This is a genomic window from Pseudomonas sp. HY2-MNA-CIBAN-0224, assembly GCF_040310285.1.
Classification (GTDB): Bacteria; Pseudomonadota; Gammaproteobacteria; order Pseudomonadales; family Pseudomonadaceae; genus Aquipseudomonas; species Aquipseudomonas helleri.
The window spans coordinates 25,966-46,929 of sequence record NZ_JBEOPQ010000037.1 but is presented as its reverse complement, the minus strand read 5'-3'; the positions used below and the strand labels follow the sequence as shown (position 1 = coordinate 46,929).

Sequence of the window (20,964 nt, the reverse complement as noted above, 5' to 3'; positions counted from 1 at the left end):
AATGTAGGAGAACTGTGTAGGCAAGGTGTCGCAGAAGGATTAATAGATGATTAAGTCGTCGTACACAAACCCGTAGTCGCTGCCGAAGGCTGCGAAGGGTTGCGGAGCAAGCCGTTATCTCAAAGCCCCCGCAACCCTCTTTATCGCCGGCAACGACGTATTCAACCCCGCCGCTTACTCCAGCGCCGCAGCCGGCCCAAAGAACTCATAGCGGCTTTGCTGCTCAGGCACGCCCAGCGCCTTCAAATGACGCTTAACGGCGCTCATAAAGCCTTTAGGGCCCAGGAAGTACGCATCGACATCGCGCTCCTCGCCTAGCCATTCGCCCAGCACCTCTTCCGTCAGCAGCCCCACATGATCAGCCAAGGGGTCTGCCTGCTCATAGCAATAGAAGCGCTGCAAATGCGGATGCTGCGCAGCCAGTTCTTCGATCCAGCCGCGGAAGGCATGCACCTGTGCATTTCGCGCACAGTGAATAAAACGGATTGGCCGTTTAGTGGCCAGCGCCGCCTCCAGCATCGACAACGTAGGCGTGATACCCACCCCACCACTGATCAACACAAGGGGTTTTTCGCTGGCGGCCAAGGTGAACTCACCGGCAGGCGGAAACAGCTCAACGATGTCACCCACTTGCAGGCGGTCATGCAGGTAGTTCGACACCACACCGCCCGGCTCGCGCTTGACGCTGATCCGGTAGCGGCCCACTTTGGCCAGCGCCGACAGCGAATAGTTGCGACGCACTTCCTGGCCGTCGATGTTGAGCTTGATGCCGATGTACTGGCCGGGCTCAAACTCAAGGATCGGCTGCTCATCCACCGGGCGGAAGTAAAACGAGGTGATTTCTGCGCTTTCTTCTAGCTTGGCGGCCAGTTTGAAAGCCCGGCCACCGCGCCAGCCACCCGGTGCAGCGGCTTTTTCGTCGTAAATGGCCGCTTCTGCGCCAATCAAGATATCCGCCAGCTGGTTATAAGCGGCGCCCCAGGCGGCCAGCACCTGCGGGGTCGCAATGTCGCTGCCCAGCACTTCTTCAATGGCCCGCAGCAGGCAACTGCCGACAATCGGGTAGTGCTCCGGGAGGATTTGCAGCGCAACGTGTTTGTTGATGATTCGCGCCACCAGGTCGCCCAACTGATCCAGTTGGTCAATGTGCCGGGCGTACATCAAAACGCCATTAGCCAAGGCACGTGGCTGGTCGCCACTGGCCTGGTTAGCCTGATTGAACAGAGGACGCACTTGCGGGTATTCGGTGAGCATCATGTTATAGAAGTGTGTCATCAACGCCTCGCCACCACCTTCGAGCAGCGGCACAGTGGACTTAACGATGGCACGGTCTTGAGCAGTAAGCATAAAGTTGACTCCTGAACATGTACGGAAAAATGGATTACCGTTTAACAATCAGTTTTCGTGCCAACCTTTAAATCCTTTTAAATCAATAACTTAAAAACAAAGTAGTCACTATGACACGCCTTGTTCTATAGTCACTTCGACTACACGAGGTCAAAATGACTGCAAAACTGCTTCTCACTGCCCTGCTCCCGCTGGTGGCGGACCTGTCCCGCGACCTGCCAGAAAGCGAACGTTACCGGCGCTTGCTGCAAGCTATGCGCGCCGTGCTGCCGTGCGACGCCGCGGCCCTGCTGCGCCTGGACGGCGAATGGCTGGTGCCGCTGGCAGTAGACGGCCTGAGCCTGGATACGCTGGGGCGGCGCTTTAAAATCAGCGAGCACCCGCGCTTTGAAATCCTGCTCAGCAGCCCCGGCCCCACGCGCTTTCCCAACAACTGCGAATTGCCCGACCCGTATGACGGACTGGTCGACGGGCTGACCGAGCACCTGGAAATTCACGACTGCATGGGCTGCCCGCTGTTCGTCGACGAGCGCCCCTGGGGCCTGCTGACCCTCGATGCACTGGACCCAAAACGCTTCGAACCCATTGAGCTGGATGCCCTGCAAGCCTTTGCCAGTCTGGCTGCCGCCACGGTCAATGTGGCTCAGCGTATCGAGCGCCTGGCCCTGCGGGTGGCCGATGAGCAGCAAAAAGCCGAGCTGTATCGTCAGGCTCATCCTTTGCCCAATAAAGAGCTGATTGGCCAGAGCGCCGCCCATAAACACCTGCTCGAAGAGATTGCCTTGGTGGGCAACAGCGACCTGACGGTGTTGATCACCGGCGAAACCGGGGTCGGCAAAGAGCTGGTCGCCCAAGCCATTCATGCCGCCTCGCCGCGCGCCGACAAGCCGATGATCAGCTTGAACTGCGCCGCCCTGCCCGACACCCTGGTCGAAAGCGAACTGTTCGGCCATGTGCGCGGCGCCTTTACCGGCGCCACCAGCGATCGCCGTGGCAAGTTTGAACTGGCCAATGGCGGCACGTTGTTTCTGGACGAAGTGGGCGAGCTGTCATTGACGGTGCAAGCCAAACTGCTGCGCGTGCTGCAAAGCGGGCAATTGCAGCGCTTGGGCTCGGATCAGGAACACCGCGTCGATGTGCGCCTGATTGCCGCGACCAATCGCGATCTGGCAGAAGAAGTGCGCAGCGGTCGCTATCGCACCGACTTCTATCACCGTTTGAGCGTCTACCCGCTCAACGTGCCCGCCCTGCGCGAACGCGGGCGCGATGTGCTGCTGCTAAGCGGCTTCTTTCTGGAGCAAAACCGCTCACGCATGGGCCTGGGCAGCTTGCGCCTGAGCCCGGATGCCCAAGCCGCGCTGCTGCATTACTCATGGCCGGGCAATGTGCGCGAACTGGAACACTTGATCGGCCGCAGCACGCTCAAGGCATTGGGCAACTGCAAAACCCGACCGCGCATCTTGACCCTGACCGCCGCTGACCTGGACTTGCCGACGCCGCAGGACGGCCCTGCAGTGGCAGAGCAAGAGCCGCTACCGCCGGTCATTGGTGACTTGCGCCAGGCCACGGAGAACTACCAGCGCCAGTTGATCAGCGCCTGCCTTGAGCGCCATCAACACAACTGGGCCAGCGCCGCCCGCGAACTGGGTCTGGACCGGGCGAACCTGGGCCGAATGGCCAAGCGTTTGGGGTTGAAATAACCCCCCTGTAGCCGCTACCGAGGCACGAGGCTGCGATGCGGGCCGCAGGACCGACGCCGGAGGTCGCTTCGCAACCCATCGCAGCCTCGTGCCTCGTCAGCGGCTACAGGTGGAGATCGCCTACAGGATTCGCCGCTCGGGTCGATAACCCGGTATTGCTGCCCTTATCTCAGAAGGTATTTATGTCATCCACCCACGCCCGCGCCGACTCGATGTCTTTGCTGCTGTTCACGTTGCGCAGCGGCAAGCTGATGGCGATCAATCTGTTGAAGGTCAGCGAAATCATTCCGTGCCCGCCGCTGACCAAAATGCCCGAGTCGCATCCCCATGTGAAAGGCATTGCGGTGCTGCGCGGGGCCTCGCTGTCGGTCATTGACCTGAGCCGCGCCATTGGCGAGCAACCGTTGCTCGATCCCGACGGCGGCTGCCTGATCGTGACCGATGTCAGTCGTTCCAAGCAGGGCTTGCACGTGCAGGCAGTGAGCAAAATCGTGCATTGCCTGAGCACCGATATCCGCCCGCCGCCCTACGGTTCAGGCAAGCGCTCGTACATCACCGGCGTCACACAAGTGGACGGCGCGCTGGTGCAGGTGCTGGACATTGAGAAAGTGATTCATGGCATCACGCCCGCCCGAATTGAGCCGAACACTGAAGCCCTAAGCCGCGAAGAAACGCAATTGCTGGCCAAGGCGCGAATCCTGGTGGTCGATGACAGCCAGGTGGCGCTGCAACAATCGGTGATCACTCTGCGTAATCTCGGCCTGCATTGCCACACAGCCCGCAGCGCGAAAGAGGCCATTGAGCGCTTGCTGGAGCTGCATGGCACGCCAGAGCAAATCAATGTGCTGGTGTCTGACATCGAAATGTCCGAGATGGACGGCTACGCCTTCACCCGCACCGTGCGCGAGACGCCGGACTTTGCGCATTTGTACGTGCTGCTGCACACCTCGCTCGACAGTGCGATGAACAGCGAAAAAGCCCGTCTGGCCGGGGCCAATGCGGTGCTGACCAAATTCTCCTCGCCGGAACTCACGCAATGCCTGATCCTTGCCGCCCGTACCGTGGCCGAGCAAGGCGTCTGAGTTCAATGAGTGACCACTGTTTGCTGCTGCGCAAAGACCTGCGCCAGCCTCTGAGACCCGTGCCGTGGCCGCAGGGCATCCTGCTGTGCGCCCTCACCCCGGCGCTGCTGCCCCGCGTGCACGCCCTGCTGGAACAGGGCTATGGCGCAGGTCAGGGTGATCTGCAACCGCTGGAGCGCTGGCAGCACGACCTGCTGCATGACGCTGAATACGACCCGCAGCTGTGTTTTGTCAGCCTGCTCGACAGCCAGGTGGTCGGCGTGGCCCTTGCCTGGACCAGCGCTTACCTCAAGGACCTGGTGGTACACCCCTGCATGCAAAATCGGGGCTTGGGCGGCGCACTGCTCAATCAGGTATTCAGTGCGTTCCAGCAGCGCGGTGAAGCCTGTGTCGACCTCAAGGTCATGGAACACAATCACCCCGCCCGCCAGCTTTACGCCAAATTCGGCATGCAACTGATACGGCGCGAAGCGCTGTAAGCGCTAACGCCGGGTCTGCCAGAATTCTTGCGCCAATGAACGCAGGCTGACAGCCAGCTCCGCCACATCACCGGAGCTGCGATGGCTGTGCTGCCCGGCAAGCACAGTGACATCCCCGGCACTGCGAATACCCGCGATGTTGCGATTGATGTCTTCGCTGACCACGCTTTGCTCTTCCACCGCCAAGGCGATTTGTACGCTCATCTGGGTGATTTTTTTCACCTGTTGAGTGATCTCGTCCAGTGCGCTGCTGGCCAACTGCGCCTGGCTGACGCTGTTTTCAGCATGCTGGCTGCTTTGCTGCATCACCTGCACGGCGGCCCGGGCGCCGTCTTGCAAGGTGAGGATCATCTGCTGGATTTCGTTGGTTGAGTGTTGTGTGCGCTGCGCCAAGCTGCGCACTTCGTCGGCCACCACGGCAAATCCACGCCCTTGATCACCCGCCCGGGCGGCTTCAATCGCCGCATTCAGCGCCAGCAAATTGGTTTGCTCAGCGATGCTGCGAATCACCTCCAGCACCGATGAAATGTCGCTGCTGTGGCCTTCCAGGTGGTGGATCACCTCGGTTGCCCGAACCAGTTCGCCTGCCAGGTGCTGCACCGAACTGCGGCTCTGCATCACCAACTCATGCCCTTCACGGGTTTCGTTTTCGACCCGGTCAGCCGCTTGCGAAGCTTGCTGGGCATTGTTCGCGACTTGCGCCACGCTGGCGCTCATTTCATGAATCGCCGTGGCCACCTGATCGGTTTCATGTTGCTGACTAAGGGTGCTGGAGTGGCTGCTTTCGAGGTGCTGCACCAGCTCACTGGCATGCCCGGCCAAGCGTTGCGACGCATCACCGATACGCCCCACCATTGCACCGGTCTGGGCTTCGAGCATCTGCAGGGCAAATGCGATCTGCCCCATCTCATCTCGCCGCCCGGTATAGATGTGCTGGCTTAGCGGGTTATGGCCGACGTCTTGAGCGCGGCGGGTCAAGGCATTAAGTGGGCGCAGCAGCCAGGCAATCGCCACCGAGCTCAACAGGCTGCCGGTCAACCAAATGACCACGCCGGCCTGCCAGTCGATAGACGGCAGCAAAACAGTGACCAACGTCGTCGCCCCGGCAAACACGGCGCTGACAAACAGCGCCAGCTTGCCCGCCAGCCTGACCCGCGGCAGACGCTGCCATAGCGGCGTGCGCCCCGAGCGCAACTCGGCGTAATCAGCCTCGGCCAGTTGCACACACTCAGGGCTAGGACAGGTACGCACCGATTGATACTCAACGATTTCGCCGTTTTTCATCACCGGCGTGACGTAAGCGCTGACCCAATAATGGTCACCATTTTTGCAGCGGTTTTTCACCATGCCCATCCACGAACGCCCGGCCTTGAGGGTCTGCCACATGTGACTGAAGGCTGCAGACGGCATATCGGGGTGGCGCAGCAGGCTATGCGGGTTGCCGAGCAACTCGCTCAGCGAATAACCGCTGACTTTGATGAAGTCATCATTGGCGTAGGTGATAGCACTGTTCAGGTCAGTGGTAGAAAGGATGTTGGCGTCGGGTGCGAAATCAACAGCTCGGCCGGTAATCGGTAGATTGATTTTCATGACAGCACGCTCAGTTATTAGGGAGTAAGAGTCGGCGGGGCGTCGACTTTATGCTCCCCAATTAACCAAATACTGATCTAGCGCATATCAAAAGGCATTAATACGGCCTATCCGACCAATAGTGGCACAAAGCCACATTTTGTAGCATCAATCAGCGTTTTCCCATGGAGCGACGAGTACCGGGAGGCGCTGCGCCAGGGGTTTTGGTATGGCCGTGACCTTCACCTTTTTTGTAATGGGTCTGGCCTTTGGAATTGGCTTTGTTCTTGGCAAAATCAGCAGGCTTGAACGGAAACGTGAACGCAGGGATCACCGGCTTTTGTGCGGTATCGACAGTCGATTCGTTTTCAGTGGGTTCGGCGCTCACGGCATCAGGAGCAGCCGGTTGTGCAGGAGTTGTCATGAAAGCTCCGGAGTACGGGGGAGTGATCGGCCAGTTGGCGCAAGACGCGCAGTATACCTGCCCGATCAACCCGCCGAGCAGTCACCGGTAGGAAATAGTCAGCACGCTGCGCTTACCGGCCGACACGTTATCACTGGCAAGTGGCTCGTTTTTAAGCGCTTCAAAGGCCGTGGAAAAGAGCGGCTCGCTGCCACCGGCACCTCGCGAGGCCATATTCACCGCAATGACAACACCGGGCTCGACCTCTATCAGCTTGACGGACTCACCCGTGCTCATCTCGCTGGCCGGGGCGATCTCGTAGGAAGACTCCACAATAGCGCCCTGAAAGTGAATCATCCCGCTTCTGACAACCGACTGCGCCTCAGCTTCACTAGCCAACAACATCAACGCACACGCAGCACAACTTAGCGCCATTTTCTTCATCGTTCACGCCCCCTGAGCGGGAACGCTGGAGCGCACCCTCTACAAAACTATCGACGTGGGCAGCTCTTTCTTGACGGTTATCACACTATTTTTATGTTCCTGTCCGTAATGTCAGTTTGCAGTCACTCTGCTGACCGGATTCAACCGCTATAACCCTGACTTCCCCCTTTCCACGCACACGGCCTGGCATGCGCATTCAAACCAAACACATAGTCCTCGGCACGCTGGTGATTGCTCTGCTCGGCGCAGGCCTCTGGCTACTCAAGCGCCCGGCTTCGCACACCGCTGTCGCATCTACCGCCGTGCCGGTGCGGGTCATTCAAGTGGTGCAGCAAGACGTACCGCGCACGGTCAGCGGGATTGGCGCCGTGCTGTCGCTCCACAGTGTGGTCATTCGCCCACAGATTGACGGCATCCTCACCCAGTTGCTGGTTAAAGAAGGGCAAACGGTCCAGGCCGGTGATTTGCTCGCAACCCTGGATGACCGCTCAATCAAGGCCAGTCTGGATCAGGCCAAAGCCCAACTGCAGCAAAATCAGGCGCAGTTGCAGGGCGCATTGATCGACCTCAAGCGCTACCAGTTGCTGAGCGTCGACAACGGCGTGTCCAAGCAAACCCTTGACCAGCAACAGGCGCTGGTCAATCAGCTAAAAGCCACGGCAGTAGGCAATCAGGCGGCAATTGAAGCGGCGCAGGTGCAACTGTCGTATACGCAAATTCACTCGCCGGTCACTGGCCGTGTGGGGATCCGCGCCGTGGACCCGGGCAACTTTTTGCGGGTGAGCGATACCCAGGGGTTATTTTCCGTGACCCAACTCGATCCGATCGCCGTCGAGTTTTCCCTGCCCCAACAGTTGCTGCCCACGTTGCATGAACTGCTCAACGCCAAAGATCCGGCCCTGGTCAAAGCCTTTATTGGCGACGCGGACCATAGCGGCACGCCGTTGGGCGAAGGGCGCTTGAGCCTGATCGACAATCAGGTGTCTGCCACCACCGGCACCATCAAGGTCAAAGCGCAGTTCGATAACCCCACCCATGCGCTCTGGCCGGGGCAACTGGTGAATGTCGAGATTCAAACCGGGCTTGATCAAAACGCCCTGGTCGTCCCCCCGCCCGTTGTGCAACGCGGGCTGGACACGTATTTCGTGTACCGGGTCAACGGCGACCAGGTCGAAACCGTGCCCGTACAAGTCCTCTATCAGGACACAGAGTTGAACATCGTCAGCGGCGTCAAACCGGGCGATACGCTGGTCAGCGAGGGCCAGTCGCGGCTCAAACCCGGTTCAAAAATCGAAACCCTGAGCGAGCCCGCCCTGGCTGACACCGAACACGCCAAGCTGGTGCAGCCATGACCCGCAGCCGCTCACTCTCGGCCTGGTGCGTCGATCACCCGATTGCCACGGTGCTGCTGACCTTTGCGTTAGTGCTGCTGGGCCTGATTGCCTTTCCACGCTTGCCCGTCGCGCCGCTGCCCGAGGCGGAATTCCCGACCATACAAGTGTCGGCGCAACTGCCCGGTGCCAGCCCGGACACCATGGCTTCATCGGTCGCAACGCCTTTGGAGGTGCAGTTCAGCGCCATCCCCGGCGTGACCCAAATGACCTCCAGCAGCGCGCTGGGGTCAACCACCCTGACCCTGCAATTTACCCTCGACAAGAGCATCGACACCGCCGCACAGGAAGTCCAGGCGGCGATCAACACCGCGTCCGGCAAGTTGCCCAAAGACATGCCCACGCTGCCGACCTGGCGCAAGGTCAACCCGGCGGACAGCCCGGTGCTGATCCTCAGCATCAGTTCGTTGCAAATGCCCGGCACTGAACTCAGCGATTACGTCGAAACTCTGCTCGCCCGGCAAATCAGCCAGATCGACGGCGTGGGGCAGATCAATATCACCGGCCAACAACGCCCGGCGATCCGGGTCCAGGCCAGCGCTGACAAATTGGCCGCCATCGGCCTGACCCTCGCCGATATCCGTCTGGCGTTGCAGCAAACCAGCCTCAATCTGGCCAAGGGCGCGCTGTACGGCCCATCGAGCATCTCGACCCTGGCGACCAACGACCAACTGTTCGATGCCGACGAGTACGGCCAGTTGATCGTGTCATACAAAGACGGCGCCCCGGTGCAGTTGCGCGACGTGGCGCGGGTGATCAACGGCTCCGAGAATGACTATGTGCAAGCCTGGTCGGGCCACCGGCCGGGGGTCAACCTGGTGATTTCACGCCAGCCGGGGGCCAATATTGTGGAAACCGTCGACCGCATCCAGGCCGCCCTGCCCGGCCTGCAAGCCATGCTCCCGGCCTCGGTCGAGGTCACGGTGCTGAGCGACCGCACCCAGACCATCCGCGCCTCGTTGCATGAAGTGGAAATCACCCTGCTGATCGCGGTGCTGCTGGTGGTCGCCGTCATGGCGCTGTTCCTGCGCCAATGGTCTGCCACGTTGATTGTGTCTGCCGTGCTGGGGGTGTCGCTGATTGCCAGCTTTGCCTTGATGTACGTGCTCGGGTTCAGCCTGAATAACCTGACGCTGGTGGCGATTGTGGTGGCCGTAGGCTTTGTGGTCGACGATGCGATTGTGGTGGTAGAGAACATCCACCGCCATCTCGAAGCAGGCGAAAGCATGCGCGATGCGGCGATCAAGGGCTCCAGCGAGATTGGTTTCACAGTGGTATCGATCAGCTTCTCGCTGGTGGCGGCGTTTATTCCGCTGCTGTTTATGGGCGGTGTAGTCGGGCGACTGTTTAAAGAGTTCGCCCTGACCGCCACCTCAACTATCGTTATTTCCGTGCTGGTGTCACTGACCCTGGCGCCCACCCTCGCCGCGCTGTTTATGCGCGCGCCGGTGCATCACGCCGACGCCAAACCCGGCTTTGGCGAGCGGTTGCTGGCCTTGTATGACACCGGCCTGAAACGCGCACTGGCCCACCAGCGGCTGATGCTGGGCGTGTTTGGCGTGACGTTGGCGATGGCCATTGCCGGCTATGTGCTGATCCCCAAGGGCTTCTTCCCGGTGCAAGACACCGGTTTTGTGCTGGGTACCAGCGAAGCCGCTTCGGATATCTCGTTCTCGGACATGACCCAGAAGCATTTGGCGCTGGCCAAGATTGTCGGCGCCGACCCGGCGGTGCAGGCGTTTTCGCATTCGGTGGGCGTGACCGGCAGCAACCAGACCATCGCCAACGGGCGCTTCTGGATTGCCCTCAAAGACCGCGGCGAGCGCGATGTGTCGGCCAGCGAATTTATCGACCGTATCCGCCCGCAACTGGCCAAGGTGCCGGGCATCGTGTTGTACCTGCGCGCCGGGCAAGACATCAACCTCAGCTCCGGGCCAAGCCGCAGCCAGTACCAGTACGTGCTCAAAAGCAACGACGGGCCGACGCTCAATACCTGGACTCAGCGCCTGACCGAAAAACTGCGCACCCTCCCGGCCTTTCGCGACCTGTCCAATGATCTGCAACTGGGCGGCAGCATCACCCACATCAGCATCGACCGCAAAGCCGCCGCACGCTTCGGCCTGACCGCCACCGATGTCGACGAAGCTCTATACGACGCGTTTGGTCAGCGCCAGATCAATGAGTTCCAGACAGAAACCAACCAGTACAACGTGATCCTGGAGGTCGACAGCAAGCAGCGTGGCAAGGCTGAAAGCCTCAACTACTTCTACCTGCGCTCACCCTTGACCGGCGAAATGGTCCCGCTCTCGGCGGTGGCCAAGGTCGATGCGCCCACCAGCGGCCCGCTGTCGATCAGCCATGACGGCATGTTCCCGGCCGCCAATCTGTCCTTCAACCTCGCCCCCGGCGTGGCCTTGGGTGACGCGGTGCTGATGCTCAATCAGGCGAAAAACGAGATTGGTATGCCAAGCACCATCAGCGGCAATTTCCAGGGCGCCGCGCAAGCCTTCCAAAGCTCGCTGGCCAGCCAGCCGTGGCTGATTCTGGCAGCGCTGGTGGCGGTGTACATCATTCTGGGGGTGCTGTACGAAAGCTTCGTGCACCCGCTGACGATCATTTCGACGCTGCCCTCGGCAGGGCTGGGCGCGCTGTTGATGCTGTGGATATGTGGTCAGGATTTTTCGATCATGGCGTTGATCGGCCTGGTGCTGCTGATCGGGATCGTCAAGAAAAACGGCATCCTGATGATCGACTTTGCCCTCGACGCCCAGCGTACCCGCGGGCTGAGCCCTGAAGAGGCAATCTATGAAGCCTGCCTGACGCGTTTCCGGCCGATCATCATGACCACCCTCGCCGCCATGCTGGGCGCTTTGCCGCTGATGCTCGGCTACGGCACCGGTGCTGAATTGCGCCAGCCGCTGGGGATTGCTGTGGTCGGCGGCCTGCTGGTGAGTCAGGCGCTGACGTTGTTTACCACGCCCGTCATATACTTGTGGCTCGAACGGATGTTCCATCGATCCCAACCCGCCCGCTCACTGGCGACGGATCACTGAGGCAGGTTATGCGCGTTCTAATTATTGAAGACGAAGAAAAAACCGCTGACTACCTGCATCGCGGGCTGACAGAGCAAGGCTACACGGTGGATGTCGCACGCGATGGCGTCGAGGGTTTGCACCTGGCGCTGGAAAGCGATTACGCGGTGATTGTGCTCGACGTGATGCTCCCGGAACTCGACGGCTTTGGTGTGTTGCGCGCCTTGCGTGCGCGCAAGCAAACGCCAGTGATCATGCTGACCGCACGCGAGCGGGTTGAAGACCGGGTGCGCGGCCTGCGCGAAGGCGCTGATGATTATCTGGGCAAGCCGTTTTCGTTTCTGGAACTGGTCGCCCGACTCCAAGCCTTGACCCGTCGTAGCGGCGGCCATGAACCGGTGCAAGTAACAGTCGATGACCTGTGGATCGACCTGATCAGCCGCAAGGCCAGCCGCGCTGGAAGCCGTCTGGACCTGACGGCCAAAGAGTTTGCGCTGCTCAGCGTACTGGCCCGTCGCCAGGGTGAAATCCTCTCTAAAACGGCGATTGCCGAGATGGTCTGGGACATCAACTTCGACAGCGACGCCAACGTCGTCGAAGTCGCAATCAAGCGCCTGCGGGCCAAGCTGGACGGGCCTTTCGAGCACAAGTTACTGCACACCATTCGCGGCATGGGCTATGTGCTGGAGCGTCGCGGTGTTTAACCGCCTGAACTCCATCGCGATGCGCCTGAGCGTATTGTTCACGCTGGTGGCCTTGCTGGTGTTTGTGTTGATTGGCGGGGCGCTGTACCAGCAGGTCGACAAGGGCATCAGCATGCTGCCCGAAGCCGAACTGGACGCGCGGTTCAGCGTGCTGGAGTCGTCGATCAATCGCTTCGGCAACCCCGATCACTGGGCCAAGATCACCTCCAAATTCACCTTGCTCAGCGAAGAAGACAAACGCATCCGCTTTTGGGCCATCAGCAATGACCCCCACTACGAATATGGCTCGCCTGACGCGCAAATACGCGCGTTCGCCCAAGGCCCGACGGGCGTGCGCGACCTGCAATTACCCGGCGAGGCGTACCCGTTCAAGGTATTGATCAGCCAGATCCCGGCCAAGGAACAACGCCCGGCGCTGCGGTTTTTGATCGGAATCGACACCGAAACCTTTCGCCAAACCCAGCACCACCTGCTGATGGCACTCATCAGCCTGGCGATCATTGGCGTTTTGCTGGCGTCTGCCTTGGGTTATTGGGTGGCGCGCATCGGGCTGAAACCGCTGATAACCCTGTCTGACAAAGCCCAGAAACTTGAGCCGCCGCGTTTGTCCGGGCGCTTGCATCTGTCGCCGCTTCCACCTGAGCTGGATCACTTGGTCAATGGCTTCAACTCAACCCTGGACCGGGTTGAACAGGCGTATACCCGCCTTGAGTCGTTCAATGCCGACGTGGCGCATGAACTGCGTTCACCGCTGACCAACCTGATTGGCCAGACCCAGGTGGCGCTGACCCGCGGGCGGTCGGCGGAGCATTACTTTGAAGTGTTGCAATCCAACCTCGAAGAACTGGAGCGTCTGCGCAGCATCATCAATGACATGTTGTTTTTGGCCAGTGCCGACCAAGGCAGCAAAGCCAGCAAACTGACCCGCGCCTCGCTGGCAGATGAAGTGGCCACCACGCTGGACTATCTGGAGTTCATTCTCGAAGACGCCCACGTTTCGGTACGGGTCAGTGGCGATGCCCAGGTCAACATCGAAAAAGCCCATCTGCGCCGGGCGCTGATCAACTTGCTGAGCAACGCCGTGCAACACACCGCACCTGGGCAGCACATTGATGTACAGATCGAGCAAACCGCGCATCAGGCAAGCATCAGCATCAGCAACCCGGGCGATCCCATTGCCGCCGAGCATTTGCCGCGCCTGTTCGAGCGCTTCTATCGCGTGGATGCTTCACGCCACAACAGCGTTGCCAACCACGGCCTGGGCCTGGCCATCGTCAAAGCCATCGCGCAGATGCATGGCGGCGAAGTGTTTGTGCGCACTGGCGAGGGGCGCAATACCTTTGGCCTGCATTTGCCGATGTAAACACGGCGTTTTGCATCGCGATCTGTTGAGCTTGATTGGCGTTTGATCTGATCGCAGCCTGCGTACCTTGGCAGCGACTACGGGGTTGGGTGTTTCAAATCGCACCCCGGCTTTGTTACTCAAACCGCAACAGTCCTTGTACGGAATGACGCTGTTTCATTCGCCGCCGGCACTATAGATTTAGCCCATCACACAACACTTGCTCTGCAAGAAGGTCCTGAAATGTCCACCAGTATGGGTATGGCTAGCGTTTTCGTTTTGTCTTCTATGATGTTGTCGCCTCTGGCCATGGCAGAAGAATCCCCTGCGTTCATCGCCAAAAACGAGGCCCGCGCAGCGGCCTTTGAACAGCGTCAAACCGAGCTCGCAGCCAGCCATCAAAATGATGTCAAATCCCAGCAAACACAGGTCAAAGTCAGCCCGACAGATGAACCAAAAGACAGCTGATTTCACGTGCAAAAATTTCCCGACCCAGTCAGTCTGATGACACGTATGTGACTGATTGTTTCAAAAGCCGCTATGATAGCGGCTTTTTTTTGTTTTAAAAAAAGGCGCACAGACCGTGAAGCGCCTACAAATAAGAACTGAATTTTCAAAGAAAATAAAAACTGCCGTCACTTTAAAGGAGCAACCGACTGATGAAACAAGCGCTAAAGCTCAGTCCTCTATTCATCGCACTGACTGCAACGATCCCGCTGATTGCACAGGCAGATGACGACACCTCAAAAGAGGGGTTCATCGACGGCTCGACCCTCGACCTGCATCTACGCAACTACTACATGAACCACGACATCCACAGCCCGGACACCCATGACGGCAAGGAGTGGGGCCAAGGTTTCATTGCCAAATTCGCCTCGGGCTACACGCCTGGCGTGGTCGGTTTTGGTCTGGATGCCTACGCCATGCTCGGCCTCAAGCTGGATGGCGGTGGCGGGACTAGCGGTAGCAGTATCCTGCCGATCGGTGGCGGCAACGGTAATGCGCCCACCGACTTTTCGTCGGGCGGTGCGGCGCTGAAAATTCGCGCGTTTGATACCGAACTGAAAGCCGGTGACCTGTTCATCACCAACCCGGTGATCGCAGGCGGTGAAACCCGCATGTTGCCGCAGACGTTCCAGGGCATCAGCCTGACCAACCACAGCTTTGCGGGCTGGATGCTGGAAGGCGGTCAAGTCACCTACGACAAGCCCTACAACCAGAGCGGCATGCGCCGCCTGACCACTACCTACGGCAATCTGAATGACCAGACCACCAAGCACCTGACCTGGGCTGGCGTAGCCTTCAGCGGCATCCCGGGGGTCACCAGCAACCTGTATGCCTCGCAGTTGCAAAACGTCTGGAACCAGTACTACTACGATCTGGACTACACCCATTCGCTGAGCAACGGCATCACCCTGAACCCTGGCTTCCACTACTACCACACGCAGGACACAGGCAACGCGCTGCTGGGCGCCATCAACAACAACACCTTCAGCCTGCACTTTGCAGTGGGGATGGACGGGCACAAAGTCACCGCCGTGTACCAACGCGTCAACGGCAACACGCCGTTTGACTACATCAACCAAGGCGACAGTATTTACCTGGATAACTCGCAGCAGTATTCGGACTTCAACGGCCCGAACGAACGCTCGTGGAAACTGCAATACGAGTATGACTTTGCTGGCCTCGGCATCCCTGGCCTGACCACCAGCGCCTCGTATTCACGCGGTGAAGTGGACCTGACCAAGGCGGATCCGAACAGCATCGGTTACAGCAACTGGTACAACCCCAACGGCAAAAACGCGTTCCACTGGGAGCGTGACCTGAGCGCCAAATACGTGGTTCAGGAAGGCAAGGCCAAAGACTTGGGCTTTACCCTGCGCTGGGCAACGAACCGTGGCAACGCGGCCTATGAAACAGTCGATCACAATGTCGATGAATACCGGGTGATTGTTGACTATCCTCTGAACATCTTCTAAATCGTGACCATAAGGCCAGCTTTTTAGCTGGCCTTATACCTCAAGGGCTGTACCTTAGGAGCAGGCACGATTTATAGCCTTGAGGGTAAAGCCATTAAGTATTCCGCGCGCACTCCTGTCATTACCCGCCGCACACTGATCGGGGCAACGACATTTTCAGCCTTGGTCATTCTCAGCATCGTCAGCTATTTGCTGGTCCGGGAATACCGCAACACCGAAGAAGATGCCAAGCGTTCGGCCATGAATATCGTGCAACTGATCAATCGCGATATTCGCAACACCTTTTCTATTTATGATTCTGTACTGATTAACGTCATCGATCTGCTACAGACTCAGATCCTGGAGACGCTGCCTGCCCAGACCCGGCAATCCTTGCTCTTCGACCGAACCAATGAAACCCCGTCTTCAGCCGGTTTTTTTGTACTGGATGCCCATGGCAAGCTGGTTGCCCGCTCGCAGCCGGGCTTCAGTGCCCCGGCTAACGCCAGCCAGCAGCCTTGGTTCAACACACATCGAAACAGCACAAGCGATGAACTGTTAATCAGCCCCCCACAACTCGCCCATACAGACACTCCTGAATGGATCGTTTTCCTCAGTCGACGACTTTCGACCGCCGACGGGACATTTGCGGGGGTTGTGGTCGGGCAACTGAAAGTATCGTATTTCCAGAATCTGTTTCGCGGTCTGGACATTGGCCCTAATGGCAATATCAGCTTACTCAACACTGACGGCATACTCATGTTGCAGTACCCGGCCACCAGCAAAGTTCACATCGGCCAAGACCTCAGCCAGGCGCCCAATTTCCGCCGTTTTTTAAATGAGCGTTATGGCAGTTTTATCGCCATGTCCGGTATCTATCACCACGAACGGCTATTCAACTTCGCTCAGGTTCATGATCTGCCCATCATCGTGGTGGTGGCGGTAGCAGCCTCGAGCATTTTCAGTAATTGGCAGCACACGGCGTTGCTGATTGGTAGCGTCACGCTACTTTTATGCTTGGGCCTGTTCTGGCTGACCTGGTTGCTGATTCGAGAATTGAATTTGCGCCTTAACGCCGAGCGAGATCTCGCAGCTCTGGCCTCGACTGACCCGCTGACCGGGCTGGCCAACCGCCGAACACTGGACCGCGCCCTGGATCTGGAATGGCGCCGGGCTCAACGCTCGGGTAACCCGGTGTCATTGATCATGATTGATATCGACCATTTCAAAGCTTTCAACGATGCTTACGGCCATCAGGCGGGTGATGAAGCCATCCGTCAGGTGTCTTCCGTAATCAAGGCACACGTCCGCCGACCGGCTGATTTGACAGCCCGTTATGGGGGAGAAGAGTTTGTCGTAGTACTGACCGAAACGGAGGCCGCCGGCACACGTCTTCTGTGTGAGAAAATCCGTCTCGCCGTCGAGCAAATGCCCCCGGTGTTGCCGGAGCATAAAAGGCTGACCATCAGCCTGGGCTCGTGCACCCGCTATGCCAGGTCGGGCGAAACCCAGGACGTGTTGTTGAGCGCCGCAGACAAGGCGTTGTATCAAGCCAAGAAAGCCGGGCGTAACCGGGTCGTGAACATCAATGAAACGGGGTTGAATGCGGTGAAGCCGCCGTTGGTGTAGGCAAGAGCCCCATGGGCATGACCTTTGTGTACGGCAGTTGCGATCTTTAAGATCAAAAGATCGCGAGCAAGCTCGCTCCTACAGATGTGCACCTCCCGTAGCAGTTGACGAGCTTTGCGAGGCTACGTCCGACTTGTAGCCGCTGCCGAGGCACGAAGGCTGCGATGGGTAGCGAAGCTGCCCCACCCAAGATCAAAAGATCGCGAGCAAGCTCGCCCCTACAGATTTACGTTAAACACTGGGAAAAAAAAAGACCACCCGAGGGTGGCCTTCAAAAACTAGAGAATGAAGTTTTACTTAAACTGCCGCAACCGGACGCATGTACGAGATCGGTGCAGTGCTGGCGTCTTCAAAGGTCACGACTTCCCATGCATCGGTCTGTTCAATCAGCTTGCGAAGCAGCTGGTTGTTCAGGGCATGGCCAGACTTGAAGCCCTTGAACTCACCAATCAGGCTATTGCCCAACAGGTAGAGATCGCCAATGGCGTCGAGGATTTTGTGCTTCACGAATTCGTCTTCGTAGCGAAGGCCGTCTTCGTTCAGTACACCATCGGAGTCGACTACGATCGCGTTTTCCACGCTGCCGCCGAGTGCGAGGTTGTGCTTGCGCAGGTACTCGATGTCACTCATGAAACCAAAGGTACGCGCGCGGCTGACTTCTTTTACAAACGAAGTGCTTGAGAAATCCACGCTTGCACTTTGGGTGCGGTTACGGAAAACCGGATGATCGAAATCGATCTCGAAGCTCACCTTGAAGCCTTCGAAAGGGACGAAAGTAGCGCGCTTGTCGCCATCTTCCACTGTCACTTCACGCAGGATACGGATGAACTTCTTCGGCGCGTCCTGTTCTTCCAGGCCGGCAGATTGAATCAAAAACACGAAAGGTCCGGCGCTACCGTCCATAATCGGGACTTCAGACGCGGAGAGTTCGACGTAGGCGTTATCGATCCCAAGGCCAGCCATGGCCGAGAGCAAATGCTCTACCGTGTCTACTTTTACGTCGCCGTTGACCAACGTGGTCGACATCGTCGTCTCGCCGACGTTTTCCGCGCGAGCAGGAATCTGCACCACAGGGTCAAGGTCTGCACGACAAAACACGATGCCGGTGTCCACAGGCGCAGGCTTGAGGGTCAAGTAGACCTTCTCACCGGAGTGCAGGCCGACACCTGTGGCACGGATAATATTTTTCAGGGTGCGTTGTTTAATCATGGCATTGGCCGCTTCAGCGCAAATTGCGAACTGGTATCAACAAAGGCTGGCGATAATAGCAGACCGAGCCTTTGCTGAACACCAATCACCTGAATCCCCCTGATTGATTTCATTAATCAGCCTGACGACGCAGGAATGCCGGGATGTCCAGGTAGTCCAGATCATCTTGCGGATTCAGCTTGGCAGCGGCTGTTGCGCCGTGCTGAGCCTGATTACGCATCACGGTTGGACGGTCCAGGTCACGGTAGTTAACCGCTGGCAGCTCCTGACGCTCGACACGCGGTTCTTGACGCGAAGGCGCTGGCTGGGCCGAAGCCGTTGCGTACGATGCCTGAACGGTGTTGTCGATAACTTTGACCGGTTTCTCGATTTTCGCGCCCAGACCGGTAGCAACCACGGTCACGTGCAGTTCGTCGCGCATGTCCGGATCGATAACAGTACCGACCTTGACCATTGCGTGCTCCGAAGCGAACGCTTCGATGATGCTGCCCACGTCGGAGTATTCACCCAGAGACAGGTCAGGACCGGCAGTGATGTTTACCAGGATGCCGCGAGCGCCTTCCAGGTTCACGTCTTCGAGCAGCGGGTTGCGGATGGCCGCTTCGGTCGCTTCACGTGCACGGTTAGGACCGCTGGCGCAGCCAGTGCCCATCATTGCCATGCCCATTTCGCTCATCACGGTGCGCACGTCGGCAAAGTCGACGTTGATCATGCCCGGACGCTTGATGATGTCGGAGATACCGCGAACGGCACCGGCCAGTACGTCATCGGCCTTGGCGAAAGCCGACAGCAGGCTGGCGTCTTTACCGAGGATGGTCAGCAGTTTTTCGTTCGGAATCGTAATCAACGAGTCAACGCTTTCGGACAGCAGACGAATGCCTTCGTCAGCGATCTGCATGCGCTTGCGACCTTCAAACGGGAACGGACGTGTCACCACCGCAACGGTGAGGATGCCCATTTCCTTGGCCACTTCGGCAATGATCGGCGCAGCACCGGTACCGGTACCACCGCCCATGCCCGTGGTGATGAACACCATGTTGGTGCCCTGCAACACTTCAGCGATGCGCTCGCGGTCTTCCAGAGCGGCCTGACGACCGACCTCAGGATTGGCGCCAGCACCCAGGCCTTTGGTCACACCGGTGCCCAATTGCAGGATGGTACGCGCGCCAATGTTCTTCAGCGCTTGTGCGTCAGTGTTGGCGCAGATGAATTCCACGCCTTCGATGTTGCTCTTAACCATGTGGTTAACAGCATTGCCACCGCCACCACCAACACCGATAACTTTGATTACCGGGCTCTGCGGGATGTTGTCTACGAGTTCGAACATGGTCCCTCTCCTTACATTCTCTAGTTATTTCGCCTACTTCTACTGCTTTTGAATCTTTTACTGCTCAAGCTTTAAAAGTTGCCCTGAACCCAGCGCTTGAGGCGCTCGAACACAGGGGCTTTTTGTTCTTCACTGCTGTAGCTGTCGCGGTTGCTGATACCCGATATGGAAATACCGTCCGACTGCTTTTGCAGCCCGTACAGCAACAAGCCCACAGCGGTGGAGTAAATCGGATTGCGCACAACGTCGGACAAGCCTTTGAAGCTGTGCGGTACGCCCAGACGAACCGGCATGTGGAAGATCTCCTCCGCCAGCTCAACAGCGCCTTCCATTTTCGAAGTGCCACCAGTCAGCACGATGCCGGCCGGGATCAGGTCTTCGTAGCCGCTGCGACGCAGCTCTGCCTGGATCAACGTGAACAATTCGTCGTAACGCGGCTCAACCACTTCGGCCAGGGCCTGGCGGGACAGCTCGCGCGGAGGACGGTCGCCCACGCTCGGTACTTTGATGGTTTCACCCGCGCTGGCCAGTTTGGCCAGTGCGCAGGCGTAACGGATTTTGATTTCTTCGGCGTATTGGGTCGGGGGGGTACGCAACGCCATCGCGATGTCGTTGGTGACCTGATCGCCCGCAATCGGGATTACCGCGGTGTGACGAATCGCGCCTTCAGTGAAGATCGCGATATCGGTGGTGCCACCGCCGATGTCGACCAGGCACACGCCCAGTTCTTTCTCGTCATCGGTCAATACCGAGTAAGCCGACGCCAGTTGCTCGAGGATGATGTCATCCACCTCAAGACCACAGCGACGCACGCATTTCTCAATGTTCTGCGCAGCATTTACCGCGCAAGTCACCACGTGCACTTTGGCTTCAAGACGTACGCCCGACATGCCCAGCGGCTCACGAACGCCCTCCTGGTTATCGATCACGTAGTCCTGCGCCAGGGTGTGCAACACACGCTGGTCAGCCGGAATGGCCACTGCCTGGGCAGCGTCAAGCACGCGCTCAAGGTCAGCCGTGCTCACTTCACGATCACGGATGGCAACGATGCCGTGGGAGTTCAGGCTGCGGATATGGTTGCCCGCAACACCGACGAACGCCGAGTGGATCCGGCAACCGGCCATCAGCTGCGCTTCTTCAATCGCGCGCTGGATCGACTGCACGGTGGACTCGATGTTGACCACCACGCCCTTCTTCAGGCCCCGGGACGGATGCGTGCCAATACCGACGATTTCGATCGTGCCGTCTTCACCAACCTCGCCTACCAGCGCCACCACCTTGGAGGTACCGATATCGAGACCAACGATCATTTTGCCGCTTTGCACATTTGCCATGGGTCCTGCCTCTT

16 protein-coding genes and 2 pseudogenes are annotated in these 20,964 nt (G+C 58.6%); 10 read left to right on the top strand and 8 right to left on the bottom strand.

Annotated elements, in window-relative coordinates:
• Positions 1-174 precede the first annotated feature (174 nt).
• On the bottom strand, positions 175-1,347 hold the full coding sequence (hmpA, locus tag AAEZ03_RS16830) for an NO-inducible flavohemoprotein (protein ID WP_350580131.1): 1,173 nt from the start codon (positions 1,345-1,347) through the stop codon (positions 175-177).
• Positions 1,348-1,502: 155 nt separating this feature from the next.
• Between hmpA and norR the strand changes: the two genes are divergently transcribed.
• The 3 genes from norR (at position 1,503) to AAEZ03_RS16815 (ending at position 4,608) form a co-directional block, all read left to right on the top strand.
• The gene (gene norR, locus AAEZ03_RS16825; RefSeq protein WP_278940601.1) at positions 1,503-3,047 is read left to right on the top strand and encodes a nitric oxide reductase transcriptional regulator NorR; all 1,545 of its coding nucleotides are present in this window, start codon (positions 1,503-1,505) and stop codon (positions 3,045-3,047) included.
• A 182-nt stretch (positions 3,048-3,229) separates the two neighbouring features.
• On the top strand, positions 3,230-4,129 hold the full coding sequence (locus tag AAEZ03_RS16820; protein ID WP_278940603.1) for a chemotaxis protein: 900 nt from the start codon (positions 3,230-3,232) through the stop codon (positions 4,127-4,129).
• A 5-nt stretch (positions 4,130-4,134) separates the two neighbouring features.
• On the top strand, positions 4,135-4,608 hold the full coding sequence (locus tag AAEZ03_RS16815; protein ID WP_350580126.1) for a GNAT family N-acetyltransferase: 474 nt from the start codon (positions 4,135-4,137) through the stop codon (positions 4,606-4,608).
• Positions 4,609-4,611: 3 nt separating this feature from the next.
• Here the strand turns inward: AAEZ03_RS16815 and AAEZ03_RS29285 are convergent.
• From AAEZ03_RS29285 to AAEZ03_RS16800, 4 genes and pseudogenes are all read right to left on the bottom strand, one after another.
• A pseudogene (locus AAEZ03_RS29285) lies at positions 4,612-5,607 on the bottom strand (methyl-accepting chemotaxis protein); the annotation flags it as partial.
• Positions 5,608-5,916: 309 nt separating this feature from the next.
• A pseudogene (locus AAEZ03_RS29280) lies at positions 5,917-6,198 on the bottom strand (PAS domain-containing protein); the annotation flags it as partial.
• A 151-nt stretch (positions 6,199-6,349) separates the two neighbouring features.
• Positions 6,350-6,601 (bottom strand): hypothetical protein, encoded by a 252-nt coding sequence (locus tag AAEZ03_RS16805; RefSeq protein ID WP_350580123.1) that lies wholly within the window; start codon positions 6,599-6,601, stop codon positions 6,350-6,352.
• Between the two features lie 81 nt (positions 6,602-6,682).
• Positions 6,683-7,024: a hypothetical protein gene (locus AAEZ03_RS16800; protein WP_350580120.1), complete on the bottom strand. Its 342-nt coding sequence runs from the start codon at positions 7,022-7,024 to the stop codon at positions 6,683-6,685.
• A gap of 188 nt (positions 7,025-7,212) precedes the next feature.
• Here AAEZ03_RS16800 and AAEZ03_RS16795 point away from each other — a divergent pair, with 188 nt between their 5' ends.
• The 7 genes from AAEZ03_RS16795 (at position 7,213) to AAEZ03_RS16765 (ending at position 17,080) form a co-directional block, all read left to right on the top strand.
• Positions 7,213-8,376, top strand: a complete 1,164-nt coding sequence (locus AAEZ03_RS16795) for an efflux RND transporter periplasmic adaptor subunit (protein ID WP_350580117.1) — start codon at positions 7,213-7,215, stop codon at positions 8,374-8,376.
• Positions 8,373-11,468: a multidrug efflux RND transporter permease subunit gene (locus AAEZ03_RS16790; RefSeq protein ID WP_350580114.1), complete on the top strand. Its 3,096-nt coding sequence runs from the start codon at positions 8,373-8,375 to the stop codon at positions 11,466-11,468. The genes AAEZ03_RS16795 and AAEZ03_RS16790 overlap by 4 nt, the downstream gene beginning before the upstream one ends.
• Before the next feature lie 8 nt (positions 11,469-11,476).
• Positions 11,477-12,151, top strand: a complete 675-nt coding sequence (locus AAEZ03_RS16785; protein ID WP_048367163.1) for a heavy metal response regulator transcription factor — start codon at positions 11,477-11,479, stop codon at positions 12,149-12,151.
• Positions 12,126-13,514, top strand: coding sequence for a heavy metal sensor histidine kinase (locus AAEZ03_RS16780; RefSeq protein WP_278940615.1), 1,389 nt, complete (start codon positions 12,126-12,128; stop codon positions 13,512-13,514). Before AAEZ03_RS16785 ends, AAEZ03_RS16780 begins: the two co-directional genes overlap by 26 nt.
• Before the next feature lie 222 nt (positions 13,515-13,736).
• Complete coding sequence (locus AAEZ03_RS16775) at positions 13,737-13,961, top strand: hypothetical protein (RefSeq protein ID WP_278940617.1); 225 nt, start codon at positions 13,737-13,739, stop codon at positions 13,959-13,961.
• Between the two features lie 191 nt (positions 13,962-14,152).
• The gene (locus AAEZ03_RS16770) at positions 14,153-15,472 is read left to right on the top strand and encodes an OprD family porin (protein ID WP_153330969.1); all 1,320 of its coding nucleotides are present in this window, start codon (positions 14,153-14,155) and stop codon (positions 15,470-15,472) included.
• 162 nt (positions 15,473-15,634) lie between these two features.
• Positions 15,635-17,080 carry a sensor domain-containing diguanylate cyclase gene (locus tag AAEZ03_RS16765; protein ID WP_350580109.1) on the top strand — a complete coding sequence of 482 codons (1,446 nt, stop codon included), beginning with the start codon at positions 15,635-15,637 and terminating at the stop codon, positions 17,078-17,080.
• Between the two features lie 297 nt (positions 17,081-17,377).
• On the opposite strand, the gene lpxC is transcribed toward AAEZ03_RS16765, so the two are convergent.
• From lpxC to ftsA, 3 genes are all read right to left on the bottom strand, one after another.
• Positions 17,378-18,289: a UDP-3-O-acyl-N-acetylglucosamine deacetylase gene (gene lpxC / locus AAEZ03_RS16760; RefSeq protein ID WP_048367172.1), complete on the bottom strand. Its 912-nt coding sequence runs from the start codon at positions 18,287-18,289 to the stop codon at positions 17,378-17,380.
• A 112-nt stretch (positions 18,290-18,401) separates the two neighbouring features.
• Positions 18,402-19,616 (bottom strand): cell division protein FtsZ, encoded by a 1,215-nt coding sequence (ftsZ, locus tag AAEZ03_RS16755; protein WP_048367173.1) that lies wholly within the window; start codon positions 19,614-19,616, stop codon positions 18,402-18,404.
• Between the two features lie 71 nt (positions 19,617-19,687).
• A complete protein-coding gene (gene ftsA / locus AAEZ03_RS16750; RefSeq protein WP_350580106.1) occupies positions 19,688-20,950 on the bottom strand; it encodes a cell division protein FtsA in 1,263 nt (420 codons plus the stop codon).
• Positions 20,951-20,964: the final 14 nt, after the last annotated feature.

Coding starts and splice junctions, on each gene's coding strand:
- AAEZ03_RS16770 (WP_153330969.1), top strand. CDS start 14,153: ATGAAACAAGCGCTAAAGCTCAGTCCTCTATTCATCGCACTGACTGCA.
- AAEZ03_RS16795 (WP_350580117.1), top strand. CDS start 7,213: ATGCGCATTCAAACCAAACACATAGTCCTCGGCACGCTGGTGATTGCT.
- norR (WP_278940601.1), top strand. CDS start 1,503: ATGACTGCAAAACTGCTTCTCACTGCCCTGCTCCCGCTGGTGGCGGAC.
- AAEZ03_RS16775 (WP_278940617.1), top strand. CDS start 13,737: ATGTCCACCAGTATGGGTATGGCTAGCGTTTTCGTTTTGTCTTCTATG.
- AAEZ03_RS16790 (WP_350580114.1), top strand. CDS start 8,373: ATGACCCGCAGCCGCTCACTCTCGGCCTGGTGCGTCGATCACCCGATT.
- hmpA (WP_350580131.1), bottom strand. CDS start 1,347: ATGCTTACTGCTCAAGACCGTGCCATCGTTAAGTCCACTGTGCCGCTG.
- ftsZ (WP_048367173.1), bottom strand. CDS start 19,616: ATGTTCGAACTCGTAGACAACATCCCGCAGAGCCCGGTAATCAAAGTT.
- AAEZ03_RS16815 (WP_350580126.1), top strand. CDS start 4,135: ATGAGTGACCACTGTTTGCTGCTGCGCAAAGACCTGCGCCAGCCTCTG.
- AAEZ03_RS16800 (WP_350580120.1), bottom strand. CDS start 7,024: ATGAAGAAAATGGCGCTAAGTTGTGCTGCGTGTGCGTTGATGTTGTTG.
- AAEZ03_RS16785 (WP_048367163.1), top strand. CDS start 11,477: ATGCGCGTTCTAATTATTGAAGACGAAGAAAAAACCGCTGACTACCTG.
- lpxC (WP_048367172.1), bottom strand. CDS start 18,289: ATGATTAAACAACGCACCCTGAAAAATATTATCCGTGCCACAGGTGTC.
- AAEZ03_RS16805 (WP_350580123.1), bottom strand. CDS start 6,601: ATGACAACTCCTGCACAACCGGCTGCTCCTGATGCCGTGAGCGCCGAA.
- AAEZ03_RS16820 (WP_278940603.1), top strand. CDS start 3,230: ATGTCATCCACCCACGCCCGCGCCGACTCGATGTCTTTGCTGCTGTTC.
- AAEZ03_RS16780 (WP_278940615.1), top strand. CDS start 12,126: ATGTGCTGGAGCGTCGCGGTGTTTAACCGCCTGAACTCCATCGCGATG.
- ftsA (WP_350580106.1), bottom strand. CDS start 20,950: ATGGCAAATGTGCAAAGCGGCAAAATGATCGTTGGTCTCGATATCGGT.